General features: G+C 62.0%; 21 protein-coding genes and 1 tRNA gene. 7 read left to right on the forward strand and 15 right to left on the reverse strand.

The genetic code is table 11. From position 1 onward, the window contains the following. Positions 1-30 precede the first annotated feature (30 nt). On the reverse strand, positions 31-474 hold the full coding sequence (locus JKP78_RS13590) for a hypothetical protein (RefSeq protein ID WP_186685191.1): 444 nt from the start codon (positions 472-474) through the stop codon (positions 31-33). Between the two features lie 143 nt (positions 475-617). Here JKP78_RS13590 and JKP78_RS13595 point away from each other — a divergent pair, with 143 nt between their 5' ends. From JKP78_RS13595 to JKP78_RS13620, 6 genes are all read left to right on the forward strand, one after another. Continuing rightward, complete coding sequence (locus tag JKP78_RS13595) at positions 618-830, forward strand: cysteine-rich CWC family protein (protein WP_170032110.1); 213 nt, start codon at positions 618-620, stop codon at positions 828-830. Between the two features lie 9 nt (positions 831-839). Further along, positions 840-1532 (forward strand): pseudouridine synthase, encoded by a 693-nt coding sequence (locus JKP78_RS13600; RefSeq protein WP_200626808.1) that lies wholly within the window; start codon positions 840-842, stop codon positions 1530-1532. Between the two features lie 445 nt (positions 1533-1977). Further along, positions 1978-2865, forward strand: coding sequence for an alpha/beta fold hydrolase (locus JKP78_RS13605; protein ID WP_186685195.1), 888 nt, complete (start codon positions 1978-1980; stop codon positions 2863-2865). A gap of 110 nt (positions 2866-2975) precedes the next feature. Next, positions 2976-3049, forward strand: a tRNA-Gly gene (locus JKP78_RS13610). Positions 3050-3211: 162 nt separating this feature from the next. Then, positions 3212-4918 carry a SulP family inorganic anion transporter gene (locus JKP78_RS13615; protein WP_186685197.1) on the forward strand — a complete coding sequence of 569 codons (1707 nt, stop codon included), beginning with the start codon at positions 3212-3214 and terminating at the stop codon, positions 4916-4918. Between the two features lie 126 nt (positions 4919-5044). After that, positions 5045-6052, forward strand: coding sequence for a DUF4917 family protein (locus JKP78_RS13620; RefSeq protein ID WP_200626809.1), 1008 nt, complete (start codon positions 5045-5047; stop codon positions 6050-6052). Positions 6053-6064: 12 nt separating this feature from the next. Here the strand turns inward: JKP78_RS13620 and JKP78_RS13625 are convergent, their stop codons facing one another. The 14 genes from JKP78_RS13625 to JKP78_RS13690 form a co-directional block, all read right to left on the reverse strand. Further along, positions 6065-7117: a tetratricopeptide repeat protein gene (locus JKP78_RS13625; protein ID WP_200626810.1), complete on the reverse strand. Its 1053-nt coding sequence runs from the start codon at positions 7115-7117 to the stop codon at positions 6065-6067. Position 7118: 1 nt separating this feature from the next. Beyond that, positions 7119-8087 carry a type II secretion system F family protein gene (locus tag JKP78_RS13630; RefSeq protein WP_200626811.1) on the reverse strand — a complete coding sequence of 323 codons (969 nt, stop codon included), beginning with the start codon at positions 8085-8087 and terminating at the stop codon, positions 7119-7121. A 27-nt stretch (positions 8088-8114) separates the two neighbouring features. Next, entirely contained in the window at positions 8115-9101 is a 987-nt protein-coding gene (locus JKP78_RS13635) for a type II secretion system F family protein (RefSeq protein WP_186677557.1), read from the reverse strand. Beyond that, positions 9098-10540, reverse strand: a complete 1443-nt coding sequence (locus JKP78_RS13640; RefSeq protein WP_186677554.1) for a CpaF family protein — start codon at positions 10538-10540, stop codon at positions 9098-9100. Before JKP78_RS13640 ends, JKP78_RS13635 begins: the two co-directional genes overlap by 4 nt. Positions 10541-10543: 3 nt before the next feature. Next, complete coding sequence (locus JKP78_RS13645) at positions 10544-11761, reverse strand: AAA family ATPase (protein ID WP_200626812.1); 1218 nt, start codon at positions 11759-11761, stop codon at positions 10544-10546. Then, on the reverse strand, positions 11755-12258 hold the full coding sequence (locus JKP78_RS13650; protein WP_170032134.1) for a TadE/TadG family type IV pilus assembly protein: 504 nt from the start codon (positions 12256-12258) through the stop codon (positions 11755-11757). The genes JKP78_RS13645 and JKP78_RS13650 overlap by 7 nt, the downstream gene beginning before the upstream one ends. Beyond that, entirely contained in the window at positions 12255-12725 is a 471-nt protein-coding gene (locus JKP78_RS13655; RefSeq protein WP_200626813.1) for a TadE/TadG family type IV pilus assembly protein, read from the reverse strand. The genes JKP78_RS13650 and JKP78_RS13655 overlap by 4 nt, the downstream gene beginning before the upstream one ends. 9 nt (positions 12726-12734) lie before the next feature. Continuing rightward, positions 12735-14081: a TadE/TadG family type IV pilus assembly protein gene (locus JKP78_RS13660; RefSeq protein ID WP_186677853.1), complete on the reverse strand. Its 1347-nt coding sequence runs from the start codon at positions 14079-14081 to the stop codon at positions 12735-12737. 7 nt (positions 14082-14088) lie between these two features. Continuing rightward, positions 14089-14364 carry a hypothetical protein gene (locus JKP78_RS13665; protein ID WP_186685210.1) on the reverse strand — a complete coding sequence of 92 codons (276 nt, stop codon included), beginning with the start codon at positions 14362-14364 and terminating at the stop codon, positions 14089-14091. A 14-nt stretch (positions 14365-14378) separates the two neighbouring features. Then, positions 14379-15890 carry a type II and III secretion system protein family protein gene (locus JKP78_RS13670; RefSeq protein ID WP_234454614.1) on the reverse strand — a complete coding sequence of 504 codons (1512 nt, stop codon included), beginning with the start codon at positions 15888-15890 and terminating at the stop codon, positions 14379-14381. A gap of 62 nt (positions 15891-15952) precedes the next feature. Further along, positions 15953-16765, reverse strand: a complete 813-nt coding sequence (gene cpaB, locus JKP78_RS13675; RefSeq protein WP_200626814.1) for a Flp pilus assembly protein CpaB — start codon at positions 16763-16765, stop codon at positions 15953-15955. A gap of 12 nt (positions 16766-16777) precedes the next feature. Next, on the reverse strand, positions 16778-18112 hold the full coding sequence (locus JKP78_RS13680) for an AAA family ATPase (RefSeq protein WP_200626815.1): 1335 nt from the start codon (positions 18110-18112) through the stop codon (positions 16778-16780). A 15-nt stretch (positions 18113-18127) separates the two neighbouring features. Further along, entirely contained in the window at positions 18128-18646 is a 519-nt protein-coding gene (locus JKP78_RS13685; RefSeq protein ID WP_200626816.1) for an A24 family peptidase, read from the reverse strand. 36 nt (positions 18647-18682) lie between these two features. Then, on the reverse strand, positions 18683-18877 hold the full coding sequence (locus JKP78_RS13690) for a Flp family type IVb pilin (RefSeq protein WP_170032152.1): 195 nt from the start codon (positions 18875-18877) through the stop codon (positions 18683-18685). Between the two features lie 431 nt (positions 18878-19308). Here JKP78_RS13690 and JKP78_RS13695 point away from each other — a divergent pair, with 431 nt between their 5' ends. After that, complete coding sequence (locus JKP78_RS13695; protein ID WP_200626817.1) at positions 19309-20193, forward strand: response regulator transcription factor; 885 nt, start codon at positions 19309-19311, stop codon at positions 20191-20193. The last annotated feature ends 1 nt before the right edge of the window (position 20194 follow it).

Below are 20194 nucleotides of genomic sequence, written 5' to 3' on the forward strand. Positions count from 1 at the left end.
GGGGCGCATGACGCCCCCGTCTCAATTCACCTACCGCTGCCAGTTCCCCCCTTGCCCACGCCGCCCATCCCAACGACGGTCACCGTCCCCCCGTCTGTCGGAATGCCAACGGTCGTTCTGGTAACGCTGGCTGCCGCCACGATAGTCATGCCGATCCCGGTCGCGCCCATAGTCGTAGCGCTGGCGGTTGCCATAGTCATAGCGTGGGTTGCCATGCCATTGCTTCATCACCGGCGGCGGCGGCGAGCGGTAATATGGCGCTGGCGCCGGGCGGTAGTAGTAGCGCGGTGCTGGCTGGTAGTAATAGCGCGGTTGTGGCGTCACGTAATAGTGGTCATAGCGGTAATACCCCGGCGACACGTAACGGTCGGCGTAGTAGTGATCCGAGCGATAGTAGCCCCCGGTCTCGTAGTACGGGACGCAGGCGGCAGTCATCAGCCCCAGCAGGGCGATCAACAGGATTCGATAGGACATGGCGGCCTCCTGGACCGCTGGAGTGCCCGAACAGCGGCGCTGGCGAGCGTCGACGCGAAATGCGATCATCGACATGTGATAAGACCGTGGCGCCAAGGTGCAGTGCCATTTCTGCAACAATTTGATACAGCTGAGCGGCAGCCATGCCTGACAACCGACACTGCCCCGCCTGTGGCGCGCCCAACCGGTGCAGCCTGGCCGACCCGGCCCGCGCTACCCAGGCCTGCTGGTGCTATAGCGTAACCATCGACCCGGCCGTGCTTCAGGCCCTGCCTGCCGAGCTGCGCGACCAAGCCTGCCTGTGCCCGCGCTGCGCTGCGGTTGAACAACAACTGCGCACCTCTGCCGCCGACTGACGGGCCCCAATGCGTCTCGACCGTTTCCTCGCCAACCTGCCCAGCCACAACCGCCAGCAAGTCCGCCTGATGTTGGCGCAACGCCGCGTGCGCGTGGACGGCCAGGTGGCCAGCGACCCTATGACCGAAGTACGCGAATTCAGCCGTGTCGAACTCGACGACCAGCTGCTGCAGACAGGCCGGCCGGCGCGCTACCTGATGCTTCACAAGCCCGCAGGCTGCGTCAGCGCCACCCGGGACCCGCAGCATCGCACCGTGCTCGACCTCCTGCCCGCTGCGCTGCGTGAGGACCTGCACATAGCCGGGCGCCTGGACTTCAACACAACTGGCCTGATGATCCTGACCAACGATGGCCAATGGTCACGGCGGCTTACCCAGCCCGCGACCAAGTTGCCCAAGCACTACCTGGTGGAAACCGAGGACGAGATTGGCGAGCACTACGTGGCCAAATTCCGCGAGGGCTTCTACTTCGCCTTCGAGGGTCTGACCACGCAACCTGCCCAGCTGGATATCCTGGGCCCGCGCCAGGCGCGGCTAGCGATCGTCGAAGGGCGTTATCACCAGGTCAAGCGCATGTTCGGCCATTTCGACAACAAGGTGGTGGGGTTGCACCGCGAGCGCATGGGCGCCATCCACCTGGACCCGGAATTGGCGCCGGGGGCGTTTCGCGAGCTGACAGCGGATGAAATAGCCACGGTCTAGTCTGCCTGAGCGGGCCGCTTCGCGGGTGAAACCGCTGCAACAGGAGTAACCCAGGCTTCGGCCTTGCAGATGACCTGTGGGAGCGGGTTCACCCGCGAAGACGCCGGCACAGCAATCCAGCAGCGCCATACGACCGCTCAGCGAGAAAAGTCACATTTTCCCCCGAACGGCACTTGCAGGATCCACGACCCGCTGCTTGAATCCAAATCGTCAGTCTGCATGTGACTACCAAGTCACATTTGCAGTCGAAGACACCTTTTGCCGGCCACCCAAAGCCTCGATGCCTTGGGGCACGGCAAATTGCCCGCCAAAAACAATACCCGTCGACACACGTGCCAAGGATCGACACAGGGCCCCGCTTTCTCTTCAGGCAAATGCCTACCTGTCATAAAGAACGTGCACCCTAGGTGACGCGAATACCCTTTTTGCGCCAGGAGTCGATGAGATGAGGCCAGAAATTGCTGTACTTGATATCCAAGGTCAGTATCGGGTTTACACGGAGTTCTATCGCGCGGAAGCAGCCGAAAAAACGATCATCCTGATCAACGGCTCGCTGGCCACCACCGCCTCGTTCGCCCAAACGGTACGTAACCTGCACCCGCAGTTCAACGTAGTACTGTTCGACCAGCCCTACGCGGGCAAATCCAAGCCACACAACCGTCACGAACGCCTGATCAGCAAAGAGACCGAAGCGCATATTCTTCTCGAGCTGATCGAGCACTTCCAGGCGGACCACGTGATGTCGTTCTCGTGGGGCGGCGCAAGTACCTTGCTGGCGCTGGCGCACCAGCCAAGGCAGGTCAAGAAAGCGGTGGTGAGTTCGTTCTCGCCGGTGATCAACGAACCGATGCGCGACTACCTGGAGCGCGGCTGCCAGTACCTGGCCGCCTGTGATCGCTACCAGGTCGGCAACCTGGTCAACGACACCATCGGCAAGTACCTGCCGTCGCTGTTCAAGCGTTTCAACTACCGGCACGTCAGCAGCCTGGACAGCCATGAGTACGCGCAGATGCATTTCCACATCAACGAAGTGCTGCAGCATGACCTGGAACGGGCCCTGAAGGGAGCGCGCAATATCGACATCCCGGTGCTGTTCATCAACGGCGAGCGCGACGAGTACACCACCGTCGAAGATGCCCGGCAGTTCAGCAAGCATGTGGGCAGGAGCCAGTTCAGCGTGATACGTGACGCAGGGCATTTCCTGGATATGGAACACAAGGCCGCCTGTGAAAGTACTCGCAGCGTCATGCTCAACTTCCTCAAGCCGACCCTGCGCGAACCGCGCCAACACTACCAGCCGGTACAACAGGGGCAGCATGCATTTGCCATTTGAGCGCCTCGGCGCCCTGTAGCCAATACCCGCAGCTATAGGGTGCCGACAAGCTTTTTTATAACTCGGGCTTCTAATTCGTGGAGGGTTCTGGTAAAAAGCTCAGCGCAGACGCGGGTATAGTTTAGTGGCAAAACGAAAGCTTCCCAAGCTTTAGTTGAGGGTTCGATTCCCTCTACCCGCTCCACATCGCACTTGTGCATGGCGTTCCAACAACGTCATCGCTATCAAAAGGGGCCTCGGCTCCTTTTTTCGTTTCAGCTCTCCTTTGACTTGCACCATGGCCATTTGCCCGCTGATCCGCTTCAATGCGCAGATGGTTCCGTGAAACATTTCGAAAGGACGACGCATGTTTCTCTCCCGCTGGCTACCGGGCCTTGCCAACTTGCTGCACTACCGCCGCGAGTGGTTCCACGCCGACCTGCAGGCCGGCCTGTCGGTGGCGGCGATCCAGATCCCGATTGCCATCGCCTATGCGCAGATCGTCGGCCTGCCACCGCAGTATGGCTTGTATGCCTGTGTGTTACCGATGATGGTCTATGCCCTGATCGGCAGCTCGCGCCAGTTGATGGTCGGCCCGGATGCCGCCACCTGCGCCATGATCGCTGGCGCGGTGGCGCCACTGGCCATGGGCGACCCACAGCGGATTGCCGAGCTTTCGGTAATCGTCACCCTGCTGGTCGGGGTGATGCTTATCGCCGCCGGCCTGGCCCGGGCGGGGTTCATCGCCAGCTTCTTCTCGCGACCGATCCTGATCGGCTACCTCAACGGCATCGGCCTTAGCCTGATCGCTGGGCAACTGTCCAAGGTGGTGGGGTTCAGGATCGAAGGCGACGGGTTCATTCTCAGCGTGATCGATTTCTTCCAGCGCCTGGGGGAAATCCACTGGGTGACGCTGTTCATCGGCCTGGGCGCACTGGGCCTGCTGATATGGCTGCCACGGCGCTACCCGCGCCTGCCCGCAGCACTTACGGTAGTGGCGCTGTTCATGCTGCTGGTCGGCCTGTTCGGCCTCGACCGCTTCGGTGTCGCCATCCTTGGCCCGGTACCCGCCGGCATTCCGCAACTGGCCTGGCCACACAGTAACCTGGCAGAAATGAAAAGCCTGCTGCGCGATGCCCTGGGTATCGCCACCGTCAGTTTCTGTAGCGCCATGCTCACCGCACGCAGCTTTGCCGCCCGGCACGGCTACGCCATCAATGCCAACCACGAATTCGTCGCCCTGGGCGTCAGCAACCTGGCCGCCGGGGTGTCCCAGGGTTTCGCCATCAGCGGCGCCGACTCGCGTACCGCCGTCAACGACATGGTCGGTGGCAAAAGCCAGCTGGTGGGTATTATCGCCGCGTTGGTCATCGCCCTGATCCTGCTGCTGTTCACCGCACCGATGGCGTGGATCCCGCAGGCCGCGCTGGGTGCTGTGCTGCTGATGGCCGGCTGGGGGCTGATCGACATCAAGTCGCTGGGGCAGATCCGCCGCCTGAGCCGCTTCGAATTCTGGCTGTGCCTGCTGACCACGGTCGGCGTGCTGGGCCTGGGCGTGCTGCCCGGCATCGTGTTTGCCGTGACCCTGGCGATCCTGCGCCTGCTGTACAGCATCTACCAGCCTACCGACGCAGTGCTGGGCTGGCTGCCGGGCACCGAAGGCCAGGTGGACATCCGCAAGCACAAGGACGCCCGCACCGTGCCCGGCCTGGTGGTGTACCGTTTCGACGACGCGATCCTGTTCTTCAACGCCGACTACTTCAAGATGCGCCTGCTTGAAGCCGTGCAGAGCCAGGCGCAGCCCAAGGCCGTGCTGTTCGATGCCGAAGCGGTCACCAGCATCGACGTCAGCGGCATCGCCGCCCTGCGCGAAGTGCGTGACACCCTGGCCGCCCAGGGCATCCTCTTCGCCATCGCCCGCGCCCGCGGCACCTTCCTGCGCATGCTGGTGCGCTCGGGGATGGCACGGCAGATGGAAGACAAGCTGCTGTTCGGTTCGGTGCGGGCGGGCATCCGCGCCTATCGGCTGTGGCGTAACCGTAATCGCCATGTGCAGGTGGCTGCGCAGGGTTGAAAACGCCGCGCTGGTGCTGCTGGCCCTATCGCCGGCACGCCGGCTAGCACAGCGATGGCAAAGCTACACAGCTTGCATGGCGTGCTAAAGTCGCCCCCGTTCCCGCTCCACCCAACGGACCCCAGCATGCCCGCACTCGACGCCGCCCTCATTCCCTGGCCAGCACTCGCCGCCCGCCATCCCTGTGACGCCCTGCTGCTCGGCAATGGCCTCAGCCGAGCACTGTGGAAGCCGTTCGGCTACTTCTCGCTGTTCGAGGAAGCGCAGCGCGCCGGCCGCAAGAAAGGCCTGGCGGTCAGCGACCAGGCCCTGTTCAAGTCATTGGGCACGGAACTGTTCGAGCCCGTGCTCAGCACCCTCAACACGACCGTACGGGCCAACGCCGCGCTGGCCATCAATTCCACCGCGCCGCTGAACCGCTACTATTCGATCAAGGAAGCGCTGATCCACGCCGTTCGCACCGTGCACCTGCCATGGCCACGCATGCCGGTCGCCACCCTGGCAGCGCTCAACCAGGCCCTGCGCAGCTACCGCAGCGTCTATACCAGCAACTACGATCTGCTGCTGTCATGGGCCGTGCAACACGCACCACACGGCTTCGCCGAACTGTTCGACGAGCAAGGCTTCTTCGACGTGCGTCGCACCCACGCTGAAGGCACCCGGCTGCTGCACCTGCACGGCGGCCTGCACCTGCTCAAGCTGCCCGACGGCAGCACCCGCCAGCGCAGCGCCGACAGCGCCGAACTGCTCGATGGTTTTGCCGTGAACATCCCCGGCGAAGTACCGCTGTTCGTCAACGAAGACCGCAGCGACGAGAAACTGCGCGCTATCCGCAACTCGGACTACCTGAGCTGGTGCCTGGGGCAACTGGCAGGGGAAAGTCAGGGGCTATGCCTGTTCGGGCAGCATCTGGACAACACTGACCAGCACCTGCTCGAAGCCATTCGGCAGGCCCGGCCGAAGCATCTGGCGGTGGCAATACGGCCGTTGAGCGAGGCTTCGGTGATCAACCAGAAGCAGCATTTCGTCGATCGGTTGGGGGATTTGCCAGAAACGGCATTGCATTTCTTCGATGCCAGTACCCATCCGCTCGGTAGCGCGGAATTGGCGACAACATTGCCGCCAACCCGCTGACCACCCGCCCGATCAAGGCGCCGACGCGGTCGTCACCTGCACCACCGGGCCCGCTGGGCCCACCGCAACCGGCTCGGCCACCGGTGCATTGCCGCCCAATTGGCGAATCTGCCGTACCTGCTGGACCCTGTTCAGGTTTTCCCAGGCAACGGGGTAGTGCCCGGGCGACTGTTCGATCGCACTGCGGAAAAACTGCTCGGCAATGTCCAGCTTGCCTTCTACCAGGCAGACATAACCGACATCATTGCTGGCTTCGGCACGTTTTTCGACCTGCTCGAAGGCAGACACGGCCTCCTCATAACGCGCCATGCGTGCCAGCAGCAAGCCATAGTTGCGCCACAGCGGTTTGTAGGTGCCGTCGTAGCTCACCCCGCGTTTGTAGTGCTGTTCGGCTTCGCCCCACTGCCCGGCCATGTAGTAGGAATAGCCCAGGCTGTTCTGCACGAACGCGGAACGTGGCTCGATGAGCTCGGCCAGGCGGTAGTACATCTGCGCCTCGGCGAAGTTGTCGCCCAGGTCGGCAAGCACGCCCAGGCCGTTGTACGCCTTCAGCGGGGACTTGTTGTCGACCCTGAGCGCCGCCGTCCCAGTCTGGGTGTTGGCGGGGTCCTTGACGAAACGTTTCTGGTCCACCGCCACGGCCTGGGACAACAGTGCCTTGGCTTGCTCATATTTACGCATGGACAGGTTCATCAGGCCTAGTTCGGTCAGCGCGTCGGGGTTATCGGGTGCCTTGGCCAGCACTTCGTTGAAGGCCATCTCGGCAAGCTGGTTATTGCCGCGCTCACGGTGAATGCGCCCCACCCACACCAGCGCCTCATAGCGTTCCGGGGCGAGTTCGAGTACGCGCAGGTACTGGTACAGTGCCTGGTCAAGGTCCCCCGCCTGGTAGGCCATCGCCGCAACCTGCATCGCCTGGTCGGGCGAGTTGCTCTGCGTCTGCACCTGGTAAAGCACCGAGTTCCCAGTCGAATACACCGAACGCACCCCGTTCAGCTCCGGCCCCATGCTCTGGCACCCCGACAGCACGGCTATCATGGTCAACAGCAAACCGATCCTGTTCATGTCATGGCTTCCCGAACGTTTTTATTATCCCGATGATCACCGGGCCGATGGCTACCAGAAAAAAACTTGGCCACAGACAGAAAATTAGCGGAAAAACCAGCTTCGTTCCGATTTTCGCGCCCATTTCTTCAGCGGCCTGCATGCGCCGGTCGCGAAACTCCTCGGCATAGATGCGCAAGGTCGCCGCGACGCTGGTACCGAAGCGGATACTCTGCGCCAGCAGGCTGACCAGGCCTTGAATGTCTTCCAGGCCGGTGCGATCCGCCAGTTGCCTGAGTGCTTCGGTACTGGAGATACCCGCGCGGATCTGCGCATTGACCAAGGCCAGTTCCTCGGCCAGTTCGGCCTGGCTGACCGCCATTTCTTCGGCCACCCGCTCGATAGCCTGGGGCAACGCCAGGCCCGACTCCACGCACACCACCATCAAGTCCAGGGCATCAGGAAAGGCCGCCCGCAACCGCCCCTGTCGCGCGGTGCGGCGTTTGTCCACATACATCGCCGGTAGCAACCAGCCGACGGCAGCCCCCATGACCACCACGCCCAGGCCGGTCATCGGGGAAACGTTCGGCACCATGGGCAATATCAGCAGCGACACGCCCGACAGCGTCAGCGGCAACAGCAGACGCACGGCCCAGTACACTTGTAGCGACGACGCCGAGCCATAGCCGGCATGGGTCAACAGGGTTCGGGTGGCCGACACTTTGCCGGCTGCAGACGGCGTAATGCGCCGCCCTACCCGCTCCAGCAGCAGCTGCAGGTTGCCGGGTGCCTCCCGCCCGGTCGCAGCGCTGGAATGATCACGCTTGATCAAGGCAAGGCGGCGCTGCAACGGGCTCTGCAAGCCCAGCACCAGCAGCGTCACGGTAACGAACGCAATGACTGTGCTCACCCCGATCGCACCGACAATCAGCAGGCGTGCCAACGCCTCACTGTCCGTCACCCCACTCAACAAACCGAGCAAATAGTCCATGACTGACGCTCCCCCTGCGAGAACTGCCTAGATCTGGATACGGATAATTCGACGAATCCAGAAAATCCCTACCAACATGGAGCCGAAAGCCCCCATGACGAACATCTGCCCGGTAGGATCCTTGATCAGCAACGTCAGGTAGTCCGGGCTTGTGACAATGATCGCTGCCGCCAGCAGAAAGGGTATGGCCACCAATATCCAGGCCGACATCCGCCCTTCGGCCGACATGGTCTTGACCTTGCGCTGAAAGCGGAAACGCCCACGGATCAGGTTGCTCAGGCGCTCCAGCACTTCGGTCAGGTTGCCGCCGGTCTCGCGATGAATCAGGATCGAGGTCACCAGCATCATCACCGTCATGCTGGGCATGCGCTCCAGCAGGCCGAGCATGGCCCGGCGCACATCATTGCCGTAGTTGATGTCGGCGAAGGTCAGGCCGAATTCCTGTGCCACCGGCCCCTTGTGCTCATCCGCTACCAGGCGCAGGGTTTCATTGAACGGGTGCCCGGCACGCAAGGCCCGGCACATGGCCTCCAGCGCATCCGGCAAACCTTCCTCGAACTTGGCGAAACGCTTGCCACGGTCCCGGATGATCTTCAGCAGTGGCAACCAGAACGCCACGAACGCAGCCGCCAGCGCCAGCCACCAGTAAGGCAGGAACAGCCAGACCAGCATGCCGCTCGCCGCTGCCAGCACGAGCCCGGTCAACAGTACCCGGTAGGCGCGGTATTCATGCCCGGCCTGCTCGATCATCTGCGTCAGCGTGGCCATGAACGGCAACTGCTCGAGCCGCGCCTCCAGCGGCGACAGACGTGTCAGGTATTTCTGCCGCAACACGGTCTGCATGTTCGGCAGGTGGCTTGCCCGCTCCAGGATCGCCAGGCGGCCGCGGATACGCTTGCGCACCTTGCCCGCCTCGCCAAACACGGGCACCACCAGCCCCTGGCTGAGCAGAAACACGGCAATGAACACCATGCCGAGAAACACCAGGATGTATTCGCCGGGTATCTGGCTCATGGCTGACGAGCCTCCATCCATTCAGGCCTGAACATCGCCAGCGGCAATTCGATACCACGTTTGGCCAGGGCATCGCGGAACGCCGGGACCATGCCGCTCGGGCGGAAGTCACCAAGTACCTGGCCCTGCTCGCCCACACCATTGCGCACGAAGGAGAAGATCTCGGTCATGGTGATGATTTCGCCTTCCATGCCGTTGATCTCCTGCACACTGACCAGGCGCCGCTTGCCGTCTTCCTGGCGCTCCAGCTGGATCACCACATCGATGGCCGATGCGATCTGCTGGCGCATGGCCTTGATCGGGAACGTGGCGCCAGACATCAGCACCATGTTCTCGATCCGGCCCAGGGCATCGCGCGCGGTGTTGGCGTGGATGGTGGTCAGCGAACCATCGTGGCCGGTGTTCATCGCCGTCAGCATGTCCAGTGCCTCGGCGCCACGCACCTCGCCGATCACGATGCGGTCGGGGCGCATCCGCAGGCTGTTGCGCACCAGCTCGCGCTGGCCGACCTCGCCGCGCCCCTCGATGTTCGCCGGCCGGGTTTCCAGGCGTACCACATGCGGCTGCTGCAGTTGCAGCTCGGCCGAGTCCTCGATGGTGACAATCCGTTCGTTGTGCGGAATGAAACTGGACAGCACATTGAGCATGGTGGTCTTGCCGCAGCCCGTGCCGCCGGAAATCAACACGTTCAACCGTCCCCGCACGATCGCCTTGAGCAGCAAGGCGATGGCTGGCGTCAGCGCGCCCGTCTGGATCAGGCTTTCGGTATTGAGCAGGTCCACGGCAAAGCGGCGGATGGAGATACTGGGCCCATCGATGGCCAGTGGTGGGATGATCGCATTGACCCGCGAACCGTCCTTGAGCCGGGCATCGACCAACGGCGACGACTCGTCGATGCGTCGGCCCAGGCTGGAGACGATGCGATCGATGATGTTCAGCAGGTGCTGGTCATCGCGGAAACGCACGTCGGTGCGCTGCAACTTGCCGAACCGTTCGACGTACACCGAGTCATGGCCATTCACCAGGATGTCGGACACCGTGTGGTCGGCCAGCAACGGCTCCAAAGGGCCGAGGCCGAGCACTTCGTCGGTGATCTGCTTGATGATCAACTGGCGGCTGGCTGAGCTCACCGGCGCCGACTGCTCGTCGAGCAGGCGTTGGCAGATGTCGCGGATCTGGCGCACGGCCTCGGCCTGCCCGAGCGAGTCGAGCAAGGACAGGTCCATGACCTTCAGCAGTTGCTGATAGGTCTTCTCGCGCCATTCGGCTTCCACCTGGGTGACCTGGGTTCTGGTTTCGAAAAGCACATCCGGTGCTGCTTGCTCCCAGGCCATCAGCGCCTCTGCCGCATCCTTCACGCCGCCACTTTGCATGGGCGGCGAGGCGGCCTCCGGGGTGCCGGTCTGTTTGCGTAAACGGTTACGGAAGTCGTTGAGCATGGTTCACCCCCGAAAGACACGCTTGAATGCGCGCTTGAACAAGCCGTTGTCAGTGGCCACCGCTTCGCCAGCCAGCGCCTCGGCCAGGCCACGCAACGCCTGGGCGATGGCAGACCGAGGCGCTTGCAAAGCCAACGGCACACCGGTGTTCTGGCTCTGGTTGATGACGCTGAAGTCATTGGGCAGTTTCACGATATTGGTACAGCGCAGCGCCTCGCCGATGTCCTTGAGGCTGACCGGGGCCGCCTTGTCGTAGCGGTTGACCACCACCTCGAGCTGGTTGCCCCGTACGCCCAGGTCATCCCGCAGAATGCGCGCCAGGGCGCTGGCGTCACGCAGGTGATTGACACTTTGCTGCATGACGACATAAACCCGGTCAGCCTGTTCCAGCACCGTAGCAGTGATGTGGTCGATCTGCCGTGGCAGGTCCGCCACCACCCAGTCATAGTTGGCGCGCGCCAGCTGCAGCAGCCTGTCGAGCTGTTCGGCCTGGACATCCTGCGGCAGGCACAGCTCATTGGCGCGGCTGCCAAGCACATGCAGCGAGGGGCTGAAATGGCTGCAGAAGCCGCGCAGGGCGACACCATCCATCTCTTTTATCTGCTGCAGCACGTCCAGCTGGCTGTGCGACTGGGCAACATCCAGGTGATGCGACACGCTGCCGAACTGCAGGTCCAGGTCAAGCAACAGGGCGTTGCCCTTGAGGCTCAACTGATGCGCCAGGTTACAGGCCAGTACCGTGCCACCGGAGCCGCCCTTGGCATTCATCACCGCGACCAGCTTGCCGGTCGACTCGCTGCTGGTCTGGGTCTCCGTGACCATACGGCCCAAGGCCGCGATCAGCTCCGTGGCCACGATCGGCTCTGGCAGAAAATCGCGGGCACCGGCCTGCATCGCCAGGCGCATGCCTTCCCGATCATCCAGCAGGCCACACAGCAACAGCGGCGGGCGTTCGTGGGCCGGGCGTTGCAACAGGGCTGCCAGCTCCTCGCGCCACAGCTGGCCGACGCGCAACAGCAGGAAGTCGGGCATCCGGTCCAGGCCGAACAGCGGGTCGTTATGGCCATTGCCCACCTGCCGAACATTGATCTCGAGTGCCGGAATGCGCTGGCAGATTTCCTGCAGCTGACGCAAGGCCAACGCGTCCGAGCTGCTGATCAACAGGCGCTTCCTGGACTTGCTGGAGGTAGCGGATACAGAGGCTTCACTCAAATTCAGCATGGTGTGATCTCCGGTGCGACGTCCGCCCTGGGATGACGGCCAAGGCTTTCGCGAGGCAGGGTCGCCTTGAATACGGGCAAGGTGATGGGTACCCCAAAACCTGGAATGAACAGGCTGAACTGGAAGTTCTGCAGGGTCAGCTGGACATAGCGCACAGCGGCAAATCCGCTGGCATTCACCAGGTCACCGGGGCTGGCCACCGGCGCGCCGTTCTGGTCCAGGTACCGCAGGGTCAGGTCACCGGTGTCCAGGTCGGCCAACAGGCTGCTGACGCCACTGTCACCGGCGCTGTTGAAGATCGCCCGGCGCAGCACGACCGGGTCGCTGATATTGCATACCGCCGCCAGGCGTGCTCCACGCCGCACGGATTCGTTCAGCACATTCACCGTGTAATACAGCCGCCCCATTTCCAGCACCCCAAACAACAGGGTGAACAGCAATACGCTGATGAAGGCGAACTCCACCACATACACCCCTTGCATGCTGCGCTTCATCACAGTGCCCTCATCACGGTGGTGGCGACCAGTGGGAAATTCAGCGCCACGCTGTTGCCGACAAAGGCCGGAATGCCGCTGGCGATCAGCGGGGAAAACACATAGCTGATGGTCACCTGCACGTGGTCGGTGGTACCCGCCACCTTGGCCACCTGTACGGTGGTGTTGGCCGGCATCCCGGTCAGGCTGCAGGGCGGCGCGGAAGGGGCACCGAACACCGCCACGTATTTGGTCATGCACTCGAGGTCGGGGCTTACCTCGACCTGGCCAAGGGTCGCGTTCCAGGCCCGGCTGGCGACGTAACGTGCAGCATCACGGCTGCCCTGCAACAAGCTGTTGTACTGGTAGAGCATGCGGCCGAATTCGCCAAAGACCAGCAAAGTCAGCAACAGCAATGGCAGGGTCAGCGTGAACTCGACGATTGCCACACCTTGCTGGCGCCGCGCGCGCTTGAGCCGGTGAAGTTCCATGACACGCTCCTAGGAGTCGATGCTCGGTGTGCCACTGCCATTGATGAAGGTCTTGTACAGCTGAATGATCTGTGGGCCTGCATCGTCCTGCGGCGTGGGCCCGGGTACGTTGTCGCCATCGCACTGCTTGACGAACTGGCCGAAGATCTGCGAGTCCCCTCCAACGCTCTGGGCTGGCTGGAGCACGTAGAAACAGCCGAAGCCGAGCACCGGAATCGAGGTCGCTCCTGCATTCTTGCCCGAACAGTCGCCGACCACGATCCGCAGTATCCTGCGCTCGAACACCCCGTTTGACTCGCACCCGGTTCCCCCACCCGCGACACACGCCGCAGCACGTGCGGCATAGTCGTTGTAGTCGAACAGCTGGGTGCCACCGGCCGAGAGGTTGCCATTGCTAGAAGCAACAGGTTTGCCGCCATACTCCACCCGCGCGGGTGCGACAGCGTCGTTGTACGTCATCAGCGGATTGCTGTAGGTGGTCACCAGGTCAGGCGGATAGTCGCTGCTCCTGTATGGCCCGGTGTAGTCGCCGAAGCGCGTATTCAGGCCTTGGACGGAAGGGCCAACGGTGTTGCCAGGCTTGGTGTCGACGCTGTCACCAACGTTACGACAAACCGAGCCGCCGCCTGCCAGGAGGTCGCCCACCTCCTTGCCGCCCGCGCCGAAGTCGAGCAGCTGGAAATTGCCGGGGCCAATCGGGTCGCTGTTCTTGGCGGCAGACTTCAACACCTCCAGGTCACCGAAGCGATATCCCCAGAACATACCGGTATCCGGGTTGTATTTTGCCGGGTCGCCACACACCAGCAGCGGCGCAAGGCTACAGGGGCTGGTCGGGCTCGGCCCGGCGGTGGCGATCGCTGTCAGGCTCTTGGCACCGACGGTGCCGGTACCGATCGACTGGGCGATGCTCCAGAAATAACCCGCCAGCGAGTAGTTCGCGACCTTGACCCGTACATAGCTGGCATTGGCTGGCCCGGGGAAGGAGAAGGGCCCATAGACGTTGTCGGCCAGCTCCACCACGGCAAATGCCCCAAGGTTGCCCCCGATGGCCGTGAGCAGTTCCTGGTTGCCCGCAGCCTTGGCATTCTCGTTCAGGGTAAACAGCGCGGCATCCCGTGTGGCACTGGCGGCGTTGCCTGCACCCATTACCTGGCTCAGGGTTTTCGCGCCACTCAGGGCAGCTGCATCCACGGCGTTCTGCAGGCGGGTCTTGTTCAACAGCATATGGCCGCCATCGAGCACCAACGCCGCCATCATCAGTATCGCGACCAGGGCGATCACGATAATGACAGTCACGGCCCCCCGCTGCTGGCCTGGCCAGGCGGTGAACGCACGTTGAGCTCGAGGAGTCATGATCACGCCCTCAATCGTTGCTGAACTTGATCTGGATCGGCTGGCCAATCTGCTGAGCTTCGCCGGTCGCGCCCCGGTAGCCATTGACCACCTTCTCCAGCAACGGGCCATCGACGCCTGCGGCCGGCAGCTCGGTGCCCGGGTGGGCGGCAACCTCCTTGTCGGCAATCTGCTGGTAGTTGGTCTGGTAGACGCTGTAACCCAGCGGGCCCACCCGGCCTGGGTCGTAGGTAATGCAACCGGACAACCCCGATACAAGCGCGCAACACACGATCACGGTTCTCATGCTGGTTTCTCCGATCAGTTCAGATCATGGCCAAAGTTGCCACCGCTGACCCCAAGGCTGACGGGGACCGCGCGACCGGGCTCGCTGCCCTTGGTCTTGCCAAGCAGGTAGAAGTCCAGGTCACTGGGTTCGACGAATTTCTCGGTGGGCAGGCGTACCGCCTTGGCATCCACGGGCTTGGCCAGGTGCGGTGTCACCAGGATCACCAGTTCGGTTTCACCGTTGATGAACGACTGGCTGCGGAACAGGTGGCCGAGCACCGGCAAATCCCCCAGCCCCGGGAACCGGCTGACGAAGTCACGGGTGTTTTCGCTGATCAGGCCGGCGATGGCGATGGTCTGGCCATTGCCCAGTTCGACCGTGGACTCGGCGCTACGCTTGGTCAGCGACGGAATCAACTGGGCCACACTGTCGCCCAGGATGCTGCCGAGGCCGGTGTCGAGCACCAGCGAGTTGGCGTTGGAAAGCTCGCTCACCGAGACATTCAGGTTGAGGTTGATGCGGCCGGAATCGAGCACCACCGGCATGAACTTCACCCCGACCCCGAATTCCTTGTACTCGATGGTAATGCCATCGTCCTCGGTGATCGGCACCGGGAATTCGCCACCGGAAATGAACTCTGCCTGCTGGCCGCTCAGGGTAGTGAGGGTGGGTTCGGCCAGCACCTTGGCAGAACCATTGTCCTTGGACGCCTCCAGTACCACGTTGAACAGGAAGTCGTCGGACAGGAACTGGGCGAACAAGCCCTTGCCACCCCCAATCAGCGAACCGGGCGAAAGGACCGTGCCGCCACTGGGTGACAGGCCCAGCCCCTGACCATTGTTGAAGCCGCCACCGCTCCAGTTGCCGCCAAAGCCAAGGGCATTGAAGCGCACGTTGAGGTTCTTGATCAGGCTGCGCTGCATCTCGGCCACCTTGACCTCCAGCATCACCTGCTGGCCACCACCGACGCTGAGCAGGTTGATCACCTCCAGCGACTGGGCCGGTGCCGCTGCGGCAGCCTCGCCCTTGCCTTGCACCACGCTCGCGGTTTGCGCGGCATAGGACTTGGCGACCTTCATCGCCGTGTCCATGGCCGCAGCGCTGCTCACCTGGCCGCGCAGCACCAGCGCGCCCTGGGCGCTGAACACCTCGATGTTCTCCGCGGGCAGCAGTTGATGCAGTTTGGTCTTGAGCCCGGTAAGGTCATGCACCACTTCCACATCGAAGGTCTCGATCAAGCGGTTGTTGGCGTCCCACAGCAGCACGTTGGTAGTGCCCAGCGAGCGCCCGAGCAGGTAGAGCTGGGTCGGGCTGGTAATGAGGATGTCGGCAATTTCAGGGTTGCCGACCGAGATCTTCCTGACCGCGGTACGGCTGCTGATCGTACGCGACTTGAAGATCGGTACCTGAACAGCATTGCCGTTGGCCGCCGGCATGGAGCTGAACTCAGACCCCATGCCTTCAGCCTGGGTAGCGCCAGCGACCAGCAACGGCATACCCAGCCCGCACAACAGGTACAGCCCTACTCTCTGCCAAGTATTCATTCACGACTCCTTGCGAAGTGATCTTGTTCCCACCGAAGGTTAGCCACTGCCCGCCAGCTGCGTTAAAATCTTGCTTTCGCTATTTCGACTTCAGTCCCGCGAATGATGGTGATAGCGCTACCACCACTGCCGCGATTCACCACCGGTTTCGGTTGGGGCTTGATCACTGGCGGTGCAGCCTTGGCCGGTTCGGCAGCGGCAACTATTGGAGCTGGTTTCTGCGCGTCCAGCGGGTTACGCAAGGCAAGTTGCAGCTTCCCTTCGGATTGCGCCTTGACCAGCACCTCTGCCTCTTTGGCCGACATTTCCAGGGTCACGGCACGCACCACCACCGGTTGGGTCTTGTCGGTCCCTGCCGTCTGGTCCACGGCCAACACCCGCAGGTTCTGGAGGATGGTGGTGGACTCGGCCTGGTTACTGCTGCCGTCGCTTTGCCGGGTCGCCAGCACGTCGACCCGATTACCCGGCAAGAGGAACCCGCCTACCCCGACCACATCGTCCACACGCACCGAAATGGCCCGTTTGTCGGGGGCAATCAACGACGCCAGGGTACTGCCACCCAGGTGTTCGGCCACCCGCGCGCTGCGCAGCACATCGCCGCGCAGCAGGGCGAAGGTGGCGATCTTGCCTTGCACTTTTTCAGTACTGTCGAAGGCATCGTCGGGCACGGTATCCTTGGGCATGCGCACCAAGGTGACCTGCTGGGCCTCGATCATCTGCCCGAACGGGATCTCCACCGTGGCGATCACCACGTTCTTCATGTTGTCATCCGGGGAGGCCTTGAGCCGCCCGTTCAGCCAGTTGTTGGCCATCAAGGCGGCGCCAAGCCCCAGGGTCAGGGAAACGGCAACCAGGATCAGCGTGCGGGCACTCATGTGTGCATCTCCTTATCCAAGGAAGTCGATCTGGACGAAGTAGTTTTGCCAGGCCCATTTCAGTTCCTGCGCCGACAACGGCCCCTCGCCGCCCAGGTAACGCTGGCGGTCGAGCGCCATGCTCAGCAGGTCGCGCGGGTGGCATGGCACCAACGGCACGCCTTCGGCCTCGTAGAGTGCCTGCAGCGCATAGCGCAACAGCGACGGTTCGTACACCAGGCCCAGGCGCTCGCACTCCTGGCGCCAGATGCGCTCGTACTCATCGACTTTCAGGTAGCTGAATTGCAGCTTGTAGCCAATGCGCCGTAAAAAGGCCTCGTCGGCCAACTCCAGCGGATTGAGATTGGTGGAGAACACCAGCACCAGGTCGAACGGCAGTTCGCAATGGCGCCCGCCCCCCAGGTTGAGGAAGTCGCGCTTTTCTTCCATCGGCACGATCCACCTATTGAGCAGCTCGGCCGGGGCCATGCGCTGGCGGCCCATGTCGTCGATGATGAACAGGCCATTGCTGGCCTTGAGCTGCAAGGATGCCTGGTATTGGCGGCTCGCGGCGTCGAAGCGGATATCCAGTTGCTCCATGCCCAGTTCGCCGCCGGTGATGACGACCGGGCGCTTGCAGCGGACCAGCCGCCGATCGATACCTTCGTTGAGCAGCAGGCTGTTCTGTTGGCCCTCCTCCTCCAGCGGCTGATGCACCTGGGGGTCGAAGACCTCGATGACCGACTCGTTGATCTCGATGGCACGGGGGACCCAGATGGCTTCCGCGAACAGGCGAATCAGGCGGCTGCTGATGTAGGTCTTGCCAGTGCCAGCAGGGCCGTAAATCATGATGGCGCGCCCGGAGTTCAGCGCTACCCCCAGTTGATCGAGCATACCCTCCGCAAGCACCACGCCCGCGAAGGCGGTTTGCATGTCCTGGGTAGTGATGCAGCCATGGTGGATGGTCTGCAGTTTGAGCAGATCACGGTAGGCATTTACCGGAAAAGGCGCCGCACCGATGTAACCACTGCGCGCCAGTGCATCACGGGCAGTAATGCGGCCGCGCTCGGTCAGGCCGAAGCGCAGCGCCTGCCCTCCCGATTGCACACCGACCTGGCCCAGCACCTCGACGCGGCCTTCCTTGCGCAGGAAGGCCAACACTTCTTCCACCACCGCACCGGTCAGCGCCAGCCGCTCCACCAGGCGCGACAGGTCCAGGGTACCGGCGTCGTGCAGGTGCTTGCACAGCAAATCACCGAGAAAGCTTTCGGCCAGGCCAGTCTCGCGAACCGTACGTGGCTGAGGTGCCAGGCTTTGCACTGCTTCCTTGGCGAAGGCGCAGGCACCACTGTCTCTGAGTGCGTACATCGTTAGCCTCCCAGGCTATTGGCCAAGCGGTTGCCAGAAAAGGCTGACAAGGGTTCCGGACAGGATCGCGACTGAATAAGGAAATGGCTTGCCTGCAACTTCATCGGCCGTCGGTGCAAAATAGGCCTGAGCCGTCACCACCAACCAATAACGTTGCAAAGTCTGTTTCAACTGTCCGCGTATTAACACTATCGACATCCCCCATACGCCGCCGGCAATCAGGCTGAGAAGTGCAGCCGAAAGTGCGTCATGTGGTGTAAGGAAGGTACCGACCATGGCCATCAACTTAACGTCGCCGGCGGCCATGCCCCCCAGCGCGTACATCGGAATGAAAACGGTAAAACCTATCAACATGCCCAGCACGCCATTACCCAGCCCGGCAAATCCCGCCGCGTGAACCTGGCCTGCCAACCCCAACCCCAGCCCCAACAAGATCAACAGGTTGGGAATGCGGTGGCTGCGAAGATCGCCAACCACCGCAATGCCCAACAGCCCTAGCAGCACGACAATGGCGGACAGAGACTCTGCTGACATTGCTGCATCCCCCTTGGGGCCTGGTGAAGAATTGATTCAAGGAGCAGGGGTACCGCCGAGGGCAGTAATCAGTGCGTTGATCTTGGTCTTTACTGCGGTACCCAAGTTGGTGAAAGCCGTCACCAGAACGAGGGCGATCAACCCACCGGCTACTGCATATTCCACAACGGTCAGGCCGTCTTCGTCTTTGACAAACTTCGTGACCGAAGCCTTGATTGTTTGCAGAGTCATTTTCGCTCACCTCGCTAAGGACAATGTTCTTCTTCCCGGGCAGTGGCGTTTGCACTACCTGTTGGGAATCCTAGTCAGGGCGTGGTCATAGTCGTTAGGAGTTTTTTGCGAATCGCTAGGACTTTTTTGCGGCTTTTTGCCATCACCTGAAAACGTGAAAACAAGCGGGGGCAACTCTATGCGAGACGCGTTTTCATATGCAGTTGCTGCCGATTCCGGACATGCATCGGCAATCTTGTTCAATGCCGACAGGCGGTCACCCGGTTCAACCACCAGGTATCCAGCCGAGAGTGTCTGGAATCAGTGCTTTAGCGAAGACATAGAACTCAAATAAAAAAATTGAACTAGCCTGATAACCAATCATTCGGCAGGCCGATAGTCTATTGTCGATACTTCAGCACGTAGGGAAACCCGCCAGGAGCAGGTTAAGCATGATGTCTAACTTGGGCAGAAAGCCGCTGTTGCTGTGGTTCGATCTGACCCGCGATCGATCCACCGAAGCATTGATGGCGCAATTCAGCCATGTCTGCGATTGCAAGCTGGCAAAAACGGCCACAGCTGCCGAGCGCCAGCAGGCAGACATGATCTGCATGCATTTCGATCGCCCCGACACGCTCAACCTCAACCTGCTGCTGGAAGTGAAGCGCAACTCCCCCTCCATCCCGATCACCATGTTCACCGTGCAGCATTCCGAAGAGCTGGCGGTCTGGGCCATGCGCTCACGTGTCTGGGAGTACCTGGTCTTGCCGCTGACCAGCAGCGAGATGAGTCGTTACCTCGATGTACTGAAACAGCTTTGCGAGGTCCGTCGTGTCGCCAACCGTCAGGACAATGCGCAGCAGATCGACCATCTGCCGTCGTTGCCAGACAGCATTCGCCTAACCAACGAACACCACAAGCACAAGGCGCTCGGCAAGGTCATGCCCTACATCGACCAGCATTTTCGTGAATGCATCGACCAGAAGGACCTCGCCCAGCGCTGTGGCATGACCACGGCTCGCTTCAGTCGCCTGTTCAAGGAGGTCAATGGGCTTGGTTTTGTCGAGTACATCTTGAGCAAGCGCATGAACCTGGCCATGGACCTGCTTGCCAACAGCCAGATGCCCATCACCAGCATCGGCTATGAGGCCGGCTTCAAGGACCCGTCCTACTTCGCCCGCGCCTTCAAGCAGTTCACCAACTGCACCCCCAGCGAGTATCGCCAGGCCAGCCAGCTCGGCGGTGTGGTCAGCGAAGCAGACCCGTTGAAGAGCGCCCTGGCGCGCGTACTGGAAAATGCGTTGCCAACGAGTGCGGCGTTTCACAAGAACCGCTGAT

Origin of the sequence: Pseudomonas sp. LAM2023 (assembly GCF_016620375.1) — a bacterium.
Lineage (GTDB): Bacteria > Pseudomonadota > Gammaproteobacteria > Pseudomonadales > Pseudomonadaceae > Aquipseudomonas > Aquipseudomonas anuradhapurensis.